This is a genomic window from Psychromonas ossibalaenae ATCC BAA-1528, assembly GCF_000381745.1.
GTDB classification, from domain to species: Bacteria; Pseudomonadota; Gammaproteobacteria; order Enterobacterales; family Psychromonadaceae; genus Psychromonas; species Psychromonas ossibalaenae.
Genome location: NZ_KB907028.1, coordinates 1 through 14318 on the forward strand (window position 1 = coordinate 1; position 14318 = coordinate 14318).

Below are 14318 nucleotides of genomic sequence, written 5' to 3' on the forward strand. Positions count from 1 at the left end.
CAAGATGAGTTCTCACTGGAACTTTAAGTTCCCTAAAGGGCCGTTGGAGACTACAACGTTGATAGGCAAGGTGTGTAAGTGCAGTAATGTATTGAGCTAACTTGTACTAATTACCCGTGAGGCTTAACCATACAACACCTAAGTAGTGTTACGCAGTAACACAACTTAGGTGTCCGGCAAGAAATCAACGTGTTTTTGTTGATTTGCTGAGAGGCACCTAAATGGTGTTTTCTGCTGGATATTTAAAGTTGTAAGTAACCAAGAAATATACGTTTGCGAAAACATATTTTACAAACTGCAAGATTGAATAGAACAACAAACAGCTTTCTTAATTAAATTTTCGTCTAGTAAACATAGCATATTGGTCCCACCTGATCCCATTCCGAACTCAGAAGTGAAACGGTATTGCGCCGATGGTAGTGTGGGGTCTCCCCATGTGAGAGTAGGTCATTGCTAGACACCTATTAAAAAAGGCCCTGATGGAAACATCAGGGCCTTTTTGCTTTTTAACTTTTAGGTGTGGTCCCATCAACGTCAAGCAAAGTTTCCACGATTACAGCGAACTTCCTTATGCTGCTAGCATAAGGGTTTAGCCTACATTCTCCACTGGACCAAGGGACCTTGCTCTCCTTCCCATCCCGAACTCAGAAGTGAAACGCAGCTGCGCCGATGCTGCTTAGTTGCATCTTGTTTCCTTGAACCTTGTTCAAGGGACTGCAATACAAAATGGTCTCCCCATGTGATAGTAGGGCGAGTTGCGCGACAGCGCAGTATCACGAGCGGACGAGCTCTGCGAGTCCTGACCATCGCCAAGCTAGGCAGTTAATATTTGAAGAGATAGGGGGGGCTGTGAGTTTTGGTCATCACTAGGACTATTTTCTATATACTGAAAATCCTACCAGCTGTTGAATGTATTCATTAATTTTTAACCTGCGCTAAATGTACCGCTTCAATTCCACAACATCTTGCTTTTCTATCTTTTTTGTTTTTAAGTTTTATGCACTATATAAGAATACGCATGCAGATCTCCCTATTTAACAATTTGAATTGTTATTCGCATGATCTATTTTCCCGCTATGTTATGATGTTTGCACGATTAACATGCAACTGAGACTAAAATGACTACCCCACAAAATGAAAATATCCACATTCAATCAGAAACAGTATTAATTACACCTGCGGAATTAAAAAAACAGCTGCCGGTATCTGAAAGTGTTTATCAATTCATTAACGATTCTAGAAAAGTGGTTTCTAATATCGTTCATAAAAATGACTCGCGATTTTTAGTCATTTGTGGCCCTTGTTCTATTCATGATATAGAAGCAGCCAAAGAGTATGCGACTAGACTGAAAGAGCTCCATGAGCGATATAAAGACACCTTATATATCGTAATGCGCGTGTATTTTGAAAAACCTCGTACCACAGTCGGCTGGAAAGGTCTGATTAATGATCCGCATATGGATGATTCATTTGATATCGAAACCGGATTAAAACAGGCGCGTGAACTTCTGTTATGGATCTCTGAACTTGGTCTGCCTATTGCGACTGAAGCTCTTGATCCTATCAGCCCGCAGTACTTAGGTGATTTATTCAGCTGGGCTGCTATTGGAGCCCGTACGACAGAGTCACAAACTCATCGTGAAATGGCCAGCGGCTTGTCTATGCCTGTCGGTTTTAAAAACGGAACAGACGGTAGTTTATCAACAGCAGTAAATGCAATGAAATCTGCTTCATCTCCGCATCGCTTTATGGGAATTAATCAGTTAGGCCAGAGTGCTTTATTACAAACTGAAGGTAATCAGGACGGCCATGTTATTCTGCGCGGCGGCGGCGGTAAACCAAATTATGATTCTCTTAATGTAACGCTTGCTGAGCAGGCACTTGCAAAAGCGAAAGTTGATGACATTCTGATTGTTGACTGCAGTCATGAAAATTCTAATAAGAATCATGCTCTACAGCCGCTGGTTGCCAAAGATGTTTTCCATCAGGTCATAGAAGGCAATAAATCTATCATAGGTATTATGCTGGAAAGTAATATTCATGAAGGTAATCAGTCTGTTGACCTTCCTGCTGAACAGTTGAAATATGGAGTATCAGTGACTGATGCCTGTATAAACTGGGAAACGACTACGGTGTTATTAGAAGATGCCGTATCTTTATTAAAAGACACATTAAAGAACAGGTAAGAAGAGACTATGCCGTTAAGTAAATTAAGAGATCAGATTGATGCTGTTGATCAGCAGCTAATTGATCTGCTGGCAGAACGCTTACGTTTAGTGGGCGAAGTCGGCGAAGTGAAAACTGAACACGGGTTACCTATTTATGTACCTGAACGTGAAGCCGCTATGCTGGCTAAAAGGCGTGCAGAAGCTGAGTCAAAAGGTGTTCCGGCTAACCTAATCGAAGATATTTTACGCCGCACCATGCGTGAATCTTATGCCAGTGAAAATGATACCGGCTTTAAAACGGTTAATCCGGCGATGAAACGTATTGTTATTATCGGTGGTAACGGTTTATTAGGTAAACGTTTTGTTGAAATGTTCGAGCTGTCTGGTTACCAGGTCGATGTTCTCGGGCGTGCTAACTGGGATCAGGCTGAGCAGCTCTGCAGTAAAGCCGGACTGGTTATTGTCGGCTCTCCAATTGATGTTACCGAATCTGTTATTGAGCAGCTGACCTATTTACCAGATGACTGTATTTTAGCGGATATCACTAGTGTTAAAGACGGCCCTCTGCAGGCAATGCTGGATGCTCACAAAGGCCCTGTGGTTGGTCTGCACCCTATGTTCGGGCCGGATATTACCAGTTTTGCTAAACAGGTAATTGTTTATTGTGACGGCCGCGGTGGGGAAAAATACGCCTGGCTAATTGAACAGATGAAGATCTGGGGAGCGCATTTGTATAATGTTAATGCTGCAACTCACGATGAGTCGATGACGCTGATTCAGGCTTTACGTCACTTTACAAGTTTTGTATACGGCGTGCATTTACAAGAGGTCGATGCAGATCTGGAACAGCTGCTGGATTTAAGTTCACCGATATACCGCTTAGAATTAGCCATGGTCGGCCGATTGTTTGCTCAGGAGCCGGCTTTGTATGCTGATATTATTCTTTCTCAGAAGAATAACCTGGCTATGATTAAACGCTATCATCAGCATTTTGCCGAGGCCATTGAGCTGCTGGAAAATGTTGATAGAGAAGCATTTATCAATCGCTTTAAATCAGTGACTAACTGGATGGGGGATTATTCAACGCTGTTTCTTAATGAGAGCCGCACACTCCTGCAGCAGGCTCATGATAACCGTCACTATGAAGATAAATAACTTATAGGAAACTGATGGTATTATCTTCAGGCAAAGAAAAAGGAGGTTATTAGCCTCCTTTTTCTTTGCTTGTTATTTAGCTATTTATCTGGTTTATGCAGCAAACTCTTTATTCATTTTGATTTCTGCATCAGATTCAATTTCAACTTCCGGCTCTTCTACAGGTTGTCCTGAAATTTCACCATTGCGGCACATATCTTTGCCGTGGTTTTTCGCGCGAGCCGCTTCAGATTTGTGAAGATGTTTATTCAGTTGACGTTCGATTTTCTGGAATAATTGGCCGATGGCTGTGTATAAATCATCGTGCTCTGCATGGGCAAAAACTTTGCCGTTTGGTACACCGATCGTTGCTTCTATTTTTACGCCTTTAGGCTCTTTAGTGATGATGCAGTGTGGTTTGATTAAAGGAATCTGCAGTTTTTCTAATCTTTGAAAACGTTCCTCTATTTTGGTGCGCATTGTGTCAGTGATAGTAATTTGTTTGCTAGTAATTTCAATTCTCATATAGGACACCTTTTAATTATACACTCATTGTGTTCATAAATAGATTAGGCTTTTTTACACATTTTAAAAGTGATCATGATCACGTTTATTCTGCTTTCGTCATTAAGGAAATCATTTTATGACCCAACTATATTTTCTTTAAAATAATTCATTTATTGCTTGTTGAATGACAAAAGTTAGGGCATTCTTAAATGGATAAGTTCCTTGCTTTTACCTCTCTTTTTTCTTTAAAAACACTTTTGTTCATTCTGAATTACCTATACTCTTTTATCTACGCCTCCTTATATCTTGCTCTCTATATAAAAGTAGCCTATTCAATGCCAAAAAACATAGTATTGCGACGACTTCATTTTATTATTTTCACCTTTCTCTGTGCGATGAGTTCTGCCTCTTTTTCAACCTCCTGGCAGTACGGCATCAGCATGTATGGAGAATTAAAGTATCCCGTTGATTTCACTAACTTTGATTATGTAAATAAAGAAGCCCCTAAAGGTGGAAGTTTTAAACAGGCTACTATCGGCAGTTTCGATTCGTTAAATCCTTATATCGTAAAAGGCCGGGCTGCATCCGGGATTGCCAATATTTATGATACGTTGTTAAAACAAGCTGCGGATGAACCTTTTAGTTTATACGGTTTGATTGCGCAGCAGGTACGCGTTGCAGAGGATTATAGTTCGGTCAGTTTTAAAATTAACCCTTCGGCCCGTTTCCATGATGGTGAAGCAATTACTGCATCGGATGTAAAGTTTAGCTTTGAATTGTTAGTCAGTGAAGGAGCACCGCATTTTCGTTCCTATTATTCAGGGGTGGAGCGCGTGACCGCTGATAACCCGCAGCAGGTTAGTTTTTACTTTAGTGAAAAAAATAACCGTGAACTGCCTCTGATTATCGGGCAGCTGCCGATTCTGCCTGAGCATTACTGGAAAGATAAAAATTTTTCTAAAGCCGATTTAACCATCCCGTTAGGCTCTGGCCCTTATCGGGTAGCTAACTATAAAGCAGGAAAACAGATAATTTATCAACGGGTTAACGATTACTGGGCAAAAGATATTGCAGTTAATAAAGGAATGCACAATTTTGATAAGCTGGTTTATGAATATTATCGAGATGACAGCGTGGCTTTTGAAGCATTTAAATCCGGTGCTTTTGATTATCGTATGGAGACATCATCAAAGCGCTGGGCAACGGCTTATAAAAGCGGGCGTTTCAGCTCCGGTGATATTCGTTTTGAAAAATTAGCAGATAATAATCCGCAGGGTATGCAGGGATTCTGGTTTAACCTGCGCAAAGACAAATTTAAAGATGTACATGTTAGACAGGCGATTGGTCTGCTGTTTGATTTTGAATGGGCGAATAAAAATCTTTTTTACGGGGCCTATTCGCGTACCAATAGCTATTTTTCCGGCTCTCCGCTGGCGGCGACAGGCAAAGCGCAAGGTGAGGAACTCGCTTTACTTGAGCCATTTAGAGATCAGCTCCCGGCTTCGGTTTTTCAGCCGCTTGTCATTCCTGACAGCAATGCTGATGGAAATATCCGTGTACAGATGAGGCAGGCGGTCGCCCTTTTTGAGAAGGCGGGATATACACTTAAAGACAGTAAAATGCAGGACAAAAACGGCAGACAGTTTACTTTTGAATTTTTACTTTACAGTAAAGATTTTGAACGTGTTGTGCAGCCTTTTCGCCGTAATCTGCAGCGTATCGGCATCAAAACGACCATACGTTTGGTGGACGTGTCCCAGTTTGTGAGCCGCTTAAATGATTTTGATTTTGATGTTGTTTCGTTACGTAAAGGGCAGTCAAGTTCCCCTGGTAATGAACAGTTAGGTTACTGGGGCTGTGATAGTGTGATGCAGCCGGGTACGGCAAACTGGGCGGGAATCTGTTCTCCTGTTCTTGATAATCTGATCGACACTCTGATTATGGCGGATACCCGGGAGCAGCTAGTGGATGCTTCCCGCGCACTGGATCGAGTTCTGCTTTCTCAATATATTGTTATCCCGCACTGGTACCTTTCGGCATACCGCATTGCCTACTGGAATAAATTTTCCCGCCCTAAAATTCAGCCTTATTATCAGCTCGGTTTAGAAACCTGGTGGTTAACTGGCGCTGAAACTAATGCACAAGAGGCACTGTAATGTATAACTATATCCTTCGCCGCCTGCTGCTTATTATCCCTACGCTGCTCGGCATTATGACGCTTAATTTCTTTATCGTGCAGATCGCACCCGGCGGTCCGGTGGAACAGGCTATTGCCCAGTATCAGGGCATTGATGCATCCGGCAGCAGCCGTATTGCTTCCGGCACAAACAGTGAAATAAAACAAACTCAGGGAAAGTCAGAAAACAGTAAGTACCGGGGTGCACAGGGGGTTGATCCTGAATATATTACCGCCCTGGAAAAATTGTACGGCTTTGATAAGCCTATTATTGAACGTTATTTTATTATGCTCAGCCGCTATGTTCGTTTTGACTTTGGCGAGAGTTTTTATCGTAATGCTAAGGTAACGGATCTGATTATTGAAAAAATGCCGGTATCTATCTCCTTAGGTTTATGGACAACGCTGCTGGCATATTTAGTTTCGATTCCGTTAGGTATAAAAAAAGCGACATCACACGGCAGCCGCTTTGATATCTGGAGCAGTACTATTGTCACCATAGGTTATGCCATTCCTGCATTTATTCTGGCGATTATGTTAATCGTTGTTTTTGCCGGCGGTTCCTATTATGACTGGTTCCCTTTACGCGGGCTGACGTCAGATAATTTTGAACAGTTATCATTACTGGGCAAGGTTAAAGATTATTTCTGGCATTTAACCCTGCCGGTTTTTGCTTCGGTTCTAGCCAGTTTTGCAACACTAACTATGCTGACTAAAAACTCCTTTCTTGATGAAATCTATAAACAGTATGTGATAACGGCAAGAGCAAAAGGGTGCTCTGGAATGCGTGTTTTGTACGGGCATGTATTCCGCAATGCCATGCTGCTTGTACTAGCTGGGCTGCCTGCCGCACTGATCGGTATATTTTTTACCGGCTCTATGTTAATTGAGGTGATATTCTCTTTAGACGGCTTGGGTTTATTAGGTTTTGAGTCGGTTATTAACCGGGATTATCCGGTAATTTTTGCGACCTTATATATTTTCACCCTAGTCGGCCTGCTGCTGAAACTGATCAGTGATATCACTTATACACTTATTGACCCTCGTATTAACTTTGAGGCGAACTCTTAATGGCACTATTACAAACCTGGCAGCGGATGCGCAGTAATCCTATACATGAAAAACGCTGGCAGCAGTTTAAAAGAAACAGACGCGGATTCTGGTCCCTATGGATATTCTCAGGGTTGTTTTTACTCAGCTTGCTGGGGGAGTTATGGGTAAATGATAAGCCGGTAATGATCTCCTATCAGGATCAGTGGTACTTTCCGGTTATTCAGGATGTGCCGGAAAATAAGCTTGGCGGTGATTTTGATATCAGCACGGATTATCATGATGCCTATATGGTTAAACAGATAGAAAAGGAAGGCTGGATACTCTGGCCGTTAATCCCTTTTTATTATGACAGCATTAATTATGAATTAACTGAGTCAGCCCCTTCGCCGCCGAATCATATTAATTATTTAGGCACCGATGATCAGGGCCGGGATGTGGCTGCACGTCTGGTTTACGGTTTTAGAATTTCTGTTTTTTTTGCTCTGGCACTAACTTTATGCAGTTCGATTATTGGTGTTATTGTCGGCGCGGTTAACGGCTATTACGGTGGGCGCATTGACCTTTTCGGGCAGAGGCTGCTGGAGATCTGGGAAGGTCTGCCTATGCTGTTTATGCTGATAATTTTAGCCAGTTTTGTTGAGCCTACTTTTCTGTGGCTGTTAGGGTTAATGATTTTATTCAGCTGGCCGGGGTTAGTGGGCATTGTAAGAGCTGAATTTTTGCGAGGCCGAAACTTAGAGTATGTTAAAGCAGCTAGAGCACTTGGTGTGTCGGATAACCAGATTATGTTCCGTCATATTTTACCTAATGCACTTATTGCGACACTGACATTTATGCCTTATCTGTTTACCGGCGCACTGACAACTCTGACCTCTCTTGATTTTCTAGGGTTTGGTCTACCTCTGGGCTCCGCCTCATTAGGTGAGATGGTTGCACAGGGGAAAAATAACCTGCATGCGCCCTGGCTGGCGATCAGTGCCTTTATCTCCCTTTCCAGCATTCTTGTTCTGCTTGTTTTTATTGGTGAAGCTGTTCGTGATGCATTTGACCCTAGGAAAATTCTATGAGTTTAGATAATGCGGGCCAGCCTTTATTAAAAGTGCAGGATCTGTCTGTTAGTTTTGCTGAACAGGTGGTGGTTGAATGCCTTAATTTCGAACTGCAGCGTGGTAAAACTTTAGCGCTGGTTGGAGAAAGCGGATCCGGAAAATCGGTGACTGCGCTGTCTATTCTGCAGCTGCTTCCGTATCCGCACGCACATCATAAGAAAGGCGAAATCTACTTGTCCGGGCAGGCCGTGGTAGGTAAGGGGGAAAAGGTTTTACAGGCGATCCGCGGTAATAAAGTCAGTATGATATTTCAAGAGCCGATGACGTCACTTAATCCGCTGCATACCATAAATAAACAGATTGCTGAGACGCTTTTATTACATAAGGGACTAACAGGAAAACCTGCCGCCAGAAGAATTATTGAGTTACTGGAATTAGTGGGATTAGATAATGCTGCAAGCCGTTTATCTTCTTATCCCCATGAACTTTCCGGCGGTCAGCGCCAGCGGGTTATGATCGCCATGGCTTTAGCTAATGAACCTGAGCTGCTAATTGCAGATGAACCGACCACCGCATTAGATGTCACTATTCAAAAGCAGATATTGGAGCTGCTTAAATCTCTGCAGAAACGTCTTAATATGGGCATTCTGCTGATAACTCATGATCTGCATATTGTGCGTAATTTTGCTGATGATGTGGTAGTCATGTGTGACGGCAGGCAGATTGAATCTAATAAGACCGAAAGTTTATTCAGTGCACCTCAGCAGAGTTATACAAAAAAATTGTTATCTTCAGAGCCGCAGGGGCAAATGCCTGTACTTCAGGAGCATAATCTTATTTTAAGCGCAGAAAATATTAATGTTTCATTTCCACTGAGCAAGAACTTTTGGGGAAAAGTAACCTCTAAGTTATATGCAGTTAAAAATGCCGGTCTGCAGGTTCACCAGGGCGAAACGGTTGCGATTGTTGGTGAAAGCGGTGCCGGTAAAAGCACTCTCGCACAAGCTGTACTGCAGCTCAATGATAGTGAAGGCAAAGTTGTTTATTTAGGGCAGCGTATCGACCAGTTAAAAAACAGTGCGATGCGCCAGGTTCGCCGTTCTCTGCAGATTGTCTTTCAGGATCCTTTTGCCAGTTTAAGCCCGCGTATGTCGGTGCATGAAATTGTTGCTGAAGGTCTGCGTGTGCATAGTGCTATGGATGAAACACAAATTGAACTTGAAGTGCAGCGGGTTTTAGACAAGGTAGGCTTAGATAAAAACAGTGGAATACGTTATCCGCATGAATTTTCAGGCGGTCAGAGGCAGCGTATCTCCATTGCCAGGGCATTGATATTAAAGCCGAAATTAATCGTGTTAGATGAACCTACCTCTGCACTTGACCGCACGATTCAGAAACAAATTCTGGAATTGTTAATTGATTTGCAAAAAGAGTTTTCATTAAGCTATATTTTTATCAGTCATGATTTATCTGTAGTGCGGGCAGTCAGCCATCGTGTTGTGGTAATGCAGGCCGGGAAAATTATCGAGCAGGGGCTGACCAGTGAAATATTTGGGCATGCGCAGGAAAAATATACCCAGATACTATTATCTTCAGCAGCCTTATGATGTTATAAATACTTTTTATTGCTATAAAGTAGGTTGCTATGAATAAAATACTTGTTGTATGTCTTTATTTTTTCTCGATATCTGCTTTGGCAGTTTCTTATTCTCTGGAGCAGCAGAGAGAAATTTACTCACAGGCTAGAGAGTTACAAAAAGAACAAAAATGGTCTAAAGCGCAGGCACAGGCTAAGCTGATTTCTGATTATCCTCTAGCTTATCTGCTTGATTATTATCACCTTAAAGCAAGTTTCAGCAAAAGCAGTCTGGCGGCCGTACGTGTTTATCTTAAACAGTACCCTAACCGGCGGATCAGTGATGATCTGCAGCGCGATTATTTGTATTACCTGGCTAAGAATGAATACTGGAATGAGTTCCTTTCTTTTTACCCTAAACTGCCTAACACTCCCTCGTTGAAATGTTCCCATATTAAGGCACAGATAAAACAAGGGGCCTCTGCAACAATCTGGCCGGCGGCAAGAAAAGTCTGGTTAAGCGGATTTTCCCAACCTAATGCCTGTGATGAGGTTTTTGAGCACTACAAAAGCAATAAAAAGATATCTGCCAAACTAATCTGGAAACGCTTTGAATTAGCCTATTTAAATAATAATAAAGGCATAATGTCTTATCTGATCAGTTTAATGCCTGCAGAGGATAAAACTTTAGCTAAAAAATTATACGCGCTTAATAAACGTCCTGACAAATTATTAAATTCGCCCTTATTTAAAAACAGGCAGCAGAAAAGTTTTGCATTTTTAGCAACGAGTATCAAAAGATTAGCAAGAAAAGAGGTAAGTCTAGGGCTGCAGGCGTTTTCTGTTTACCAGAAAAATATTGCGTTTACCCTGCGGGAAGAGATACAGATAAAGCGGTATCTCGCATCACTTATTTTAAGTCGTAATGAAATTAAGCACTTTACCTGGTTAGATGCTGAGCTGCTCAGCATAGGGGACAGTTCGTTAATTGAACGCCGTATTCGTTATGCCATTAAGTTTAATAACTGGAAAGATATAGAACACTGGTTAACTAAGCTGCCGCCGGCCCGAAAACAGCATCAAAAATGGGTATACTGGCAGGCGCGAGTATTGGAAAATAATAAACAAGATGTACAGGCGAATATGCTTTACCAGAAAATTGCAGCTAAGCGAACTTATTACGGTTTTCTGGCCGCTCAAAAACTAGGTATTGCCTACCAGTTTAATGCACAGTTAGTGATGGATCAGCTGCAGAGCTTGAGTTATCTGCAGGCTGATCTCGCACATATTGAAGAACTGGTATTTAACAAACATAACTCCTTGTTAAAGCGAGAATGGGAAGCTTTACTTAAACGCCGAGGCGGCAGGCAGCAGCAGCAGTTAGGTCTGTATGCTTTTCAGAAAGGCTGGGCGCACTTGTCTGTACTTGCAAGCATCCGTTCAAAAAGCTGGGATGCTTTAAATATTCGTTTTCCAGAAGTTAAACCTGAACTGTTTTTAGCTAATGCAGATAAATATCAGCTTGACTCTACCTATCTTTACGCCATTACCCGTCAGGAAAGCTCTTTTGATGAGTATGCAAATTCACCTGTCGGAGCGCGTGGTTATATGCAGCTGATGCCGCAGACTGCGAAGGAAACTGCCAGAAAAATAGGTCTGAAAGAGTATAAGAAAAAAGCGCAGTTAACCCAGGGAGAAATTAATGTTCAGTTAGGCAGCGCGTATTTCGATATGCTGCTTAAGCGTTATGAAGGTAATCGAATTTTAGCAACGGCGGCTTACAACGCCGGACCTCATCGTGTAGATCGCTGGCGCGGTAAGAGAAAAGGACGCGCAGAGCAGGGACTTGCCATGGACAGCTGGATAGAAACTATTCCCTATAATGAAACCCGACGCTATGTAAAAAATGTTTTAGCTTATAACGTTATATATCAGCATATTTTAGATAAACCACTGGAATTTTTTAATGCTAAAGAGCTGAATGCCCGCTATTAACTGGTGTGACTTCGGCAGACCTGTCTGCCGCTCATTACCAGCATTGATCATTATTCGTTGTACCATTACTGGTATGGTTACTGTCTTGGTCTATAAATAATGTCCGGCATTGCGCTTCATCATTAGCCTGGCTTGTGTCGTTTTTGGCGGATGCTTTTATTAAATAAGTGCCGGCTCCGGCAGAAACCGGGGTAAAAATATAATATTCGCTGTCTTCCAAACCGAGTGCGCTTTTATCGTTTGAGTAGCTGGGGCTTAATATATGCAGTGCACTTTGTTTTAGCTGTGCTTTTATTAATTCAGTTTGTGCGTCTCCACGTCTAGCTGTAATCATATAAGACTGGTAGGAGGGATAAGCAATGGAGGCTAATATGCCGATAACTGCAATTACAATTAAAGCTTCGATTAACGTGAACCCTTGATTTTTTTTCATAAAGTAACCTCATAGGCGCTTGTTATCATTAGTGAAGATAATTATTTGATTAGTTTAGAGCTTTATTCTCAGAGCTGCATATGTTTTTTGACTGCACATGTTCAGCGGCTGCGCAGCTAAGGTGGCTCTACACTTGGTAATCAATCACTTATAAAGTGACTTACTGTGATGGAGTAATATTGTTGTGATTCGAAGTGTTTTGGTTCTAATTGTTATTCGCTAATTACTGCTCAGGAAAGAACTTTGTTCTGTTATATGGAGATGGTACTTTGTATGATGGTTAGGTGTTCGGCAGCTGTGATGCTGCCGTCATTCATAATGCTGATTATATCAATTTAATGCCGCGACTAAAGTGCATATCGTCACTAACTTATATTTTCCTGCTGCCTGTCTGCAGGCATAATTTATTTTACTACATCCAACGTTTCATCACTTTCTTACTGTTTGTCTGCAGGAATAATCCTATTCAAATAATTGTTTTACTACATTCAAAGTTTCATCACTTTCTTACTGTTTTTCTGCAGGAATAATCCTATTCAAATAATTGTTTTATTACATTCAAAGTTTCATCACTTTCTTACTGTTTGTCTGCAGGAATAATTCTATTCAAATAATTGTTTTACTACATTCAAAGATTCATCACTTTCTTACTGTTTTTCTGCAGGAATAATCCTATTCAAATAATTGTTTTACTACATTCAAAGTTTCATCAATTTTCTTACTATTGCTCGGAGTAATAAAAATAGTATCGTCGCCGGCAATGGTGCCTAATATGCCCTCTGCTTTGCCTATTGAGTCTAACAGTCGTGCGATCAGCTGTGCGGCGCCCGGGCTGGTACGAATAACAATCAGGCTGTCATTACGGTCAATATCTAATACAAGGTTTTTTAACGGGCTGGTGGTTGTCGGAATACCAAGTTCAGCCGGCAGGCAGTAGACCATTTCTCTTTTGGCATTACGTGTGCGCACTGCTCCGGTTTTGCTTAACATCCGCGAGACTTTTGATTGGTTAATATTATGAAAACCAGCTTGTTGTAATGCGTCGACGATTTCACCTTGAGAGCTTAGGCGCTCTTTTTTTAATAAGGCTTTAAAGAAATCCATTAGTTCAGTTGATTGTTTCATATTAAAAATTACTCATTTAATTACTTTAAAAATTATGGGCAATGATAAGTTATATTGGGCAATTATCAACAACTTAATTGTCAAAATAAGTGCATAATTATGCGTTTTTGAGCTATACCTTGTAAATAGATAGTTTATAAATTGCAGGATTGTTATAATGTCGAATTTTTGTCCTAGATAGTTAAATTTTTACCATGAATATCTCTTTTGTATGTAGTGCTTATTGGAAGTTAAACATTATGTTTTTGTCACGCCTTAGTATATTTTGCCTGTGTTTATTGTCTTCTTCATATTTATCAGCTGCCGAGCCGAATGAACTGCTTGTGGTTAACTTTGCCACTGAAAGCAATTATTACCCCTTTGAATACTTAAATGAGCAGCAGGAGCTTGAGGGATTTGATATCGATATTGCTAATGCAGTATGCCGGGCTGCAAATTTATCCTGCAGTTTTCATCCGCAAAGCTTTGACAGTCTATTATTAACCCTGCAGTTCGGCCGTTTTGATGCTGTGATTGCGGCTCTGGATATTACCGATGAACGAAAGGAAAAGGTTGATTTTTCAGACTCATATTATAAGAATCCACCTGTTTTTGTGAGTGTAAAATCGTCCTCGGATGAGTTTTCAATCGCTGGTAAGTTTATCGGTGTAAAAGCGAATACCTCTAACCAGGATTATTTAATCAGATATGCAAAAGAAGACAGTTTTATTATCTCTTATCTGACCGTATCTGATGCGTTAATAGATTTAAAAAATGGGAAAATAGACGGCGCTTTTGCCGATTATGCAGTGATAGCTGACTTTTTAAAGCAGGAAGAGAATGAAAAATATTTTTCCATTCGCCGTACCGAAAATATGTTTATTCATGAGTTTTCGCAGGGCTACGGTATTGCTGTTAAAAAAGGCAATGATCAATTACGGGAACGATTAAACCTCGGCTTGAAAAAAATTGTTGAAAACGGCACTTATCAAAAAATATATGACCTGTATTTTTAGCAAATGTTTATTATATAAAATAAGCGTCAGCTCTCTTTAAATTCACTTATTTTGCCATGCACTTTTACATCGCTCACAATTGTTTAACATTTTTTACATTAGCTAGT

Annotated in this window: 11 protein-coding genes and 2 rRNA genes; 10 read left to right on the top strand and 3 right to left on the bottom strand. The window is 41.1% G+C overall.

The annotated features are described in order from the left end of the window. From G327_RS0120745 to tyrA, 4 genes are all read left to right on the top strand, one after another. Window positions 1-131 (top strand): 23S ribosomal RNA (locus tag G327_RS0120745); the annotation flags it as partial. A 212-nt stretch (window positions 132-343) separates the two neighbouring features. Beyond that, window positions 344-459: ribosomal RNA gene (gene rrf / locus G327_RS0120750) — 5S ribosomal RNA — on the top strand. Between the two features lie 659 nt (window positions 460-1118). Then, entirely contained in the window at window positions 1119-2186 is a 1068-nt protein-coding gene (locus G327_RS0120755) for a 3-deoxy-7-phosphoheptulonate synthase (protein WP_019616729.1), read from the top strand. Between the two features lie 9 nt (window positions 2187-2195). Continuing rightward, a complete protein-coding gene (gene tyrA, locus G327_RS0120760) occupies window positions 2196-3323 on the top strand; it encodes a bifunctional chorismate mutase/prephenate dehydrogenase (RefSeq protein ID WP_019616730.1) in 1128 nt (375 codons plus the stop codon). A gap of 93 nt (window positions 3324-3416) precedes the next feature. Here tyrA and hpf read toward each other — a convergent pair whose 3' ends face one another. Then, window positions 3417-3827: a ribosome hibernation-promoting factor, HPF/YfiA family gene (gene hpf / locus G327_RS0120765; protein ID WP_019616731.1), complete on the bottom strand. Its 411-nt coding sequence runs from the start codon at window positions 3825-3827 to the stop codon at window positions 3417-3419. Between the two features lie 317 nt (window positions 3828-4144). Between hpf and G327_RS0120770 the strand changes: the two genes are divergently transcribed. Genes G327_RS0120770 through G327_RS0120790 form a run of 5 tightly spaced genes read left to right on the top strand, consistent with a single transcriptional unit; the run spans window position 4145 to window position 11658 of the window. Beyond that, complete coding sequence (locus tag G327_RS0120770; RefSeq protein ID WP_026339473.1) at window positions 4145-5965, top strand: extracellular solute-binding protein; 1821 nt, start codon at window positions 4145-4147, stop codon at window positions 5963-5965. After that, on the top strand, window positions 5965-7056 hold the full coding sequence (locus G327_RS0120775) for a microcin C ABC transporter permease YejB (protein ID WP_019616733.1): 1092 nt from the start codon (window positions 5965-5967) through the stop codon (window positions 7054-7056). Before G327_RS0120770 ends, G327_RS0120775 begins: the two co-directional genes overlap by 1 nt. After that, window positions 7056-8105, top strand: coding sequence for an ABC transporter permease (locus G327_RS0120780; RefSeq protein ID WP_019616734.1), 1050 nt, complete (start codon window positions 7056-7058; stop codon window positions 8103-8105). Before G327_RS0120775 ends, G327_RS0120780 begins: the two co-directional genes overlap by 1 nt. Then, complete coding sequence (locus tag G327_RS0120785) at window positions 8102-9694, top strand: ABC transporter ATP-binding protein (RefSeq protein ID WP_019616735.1); 1593 nt, start codon at window positions 8102-8104, stop codon at window positions 9692-9694. Before G327_RS0120780 ends, G327_RS0120785 begins: the two co-directional genes overlap by 4 nt. A 38-nt stretch (window positions 9695-9732) precedes the next feature. Next, on the top strand, window positions 9733-11658 hold the full coding sequence (locus tag G327_RS0120790; RefSeq protein WP_019616736.1) for a transglycosylase SLT domain-containing protein: 1926 nt from the start codon (window positions 9733-9735) through the stop codon (window positions 11656-11658). 34 nt (window positions 11659-11692) lie between these two features. Here the strand turns inward: G327_RS0120790 and G327_RS0120795 are convergent, their stop codons facing one another. Together G327_RS0120795 and argR are read right to left on the bottom strand one after the other, a co-directional pair. Continuing rightward, window positions 11693-12091, bottom strand: a complete 399-nt coding sequence (locus G327_RS0120795) for a type IV pilin protein (RefSeq protein ID WP_019616737.1) — start codon at window positions 12089-12091, stop codon at window positions 11693-11695. Window positions 12092-12763: 672 nt separating this feature from the next. Next, window positions 12764-13216 (bottom strand): transcriptional regulator ArgR, encoded by a 453-nt coding sequence (gene argR / locus G327_RS0120800; RefSeq protein WP_019616738.1) that lies wholly within the window; start codon window positions 13214-13216, stop codon window positions 12764-12766. 278 nt (window positions 13217-13494) lie between these two features. Between argR and G327_RS0120805 the strand changes: the two genes are divergently transcribed. After that, complete coding sequence (locus tag G327_RS0120805) at window positions 13495-14211, top strand: transporter substrate-binding domain-containing protein (protein WP_245542719.1); 717 nt, start codon at window positions 13495-13497, stop codon at window positions 14209-14211. Window positions 14212-14318 lie beyond the last annotated feature (107 nt).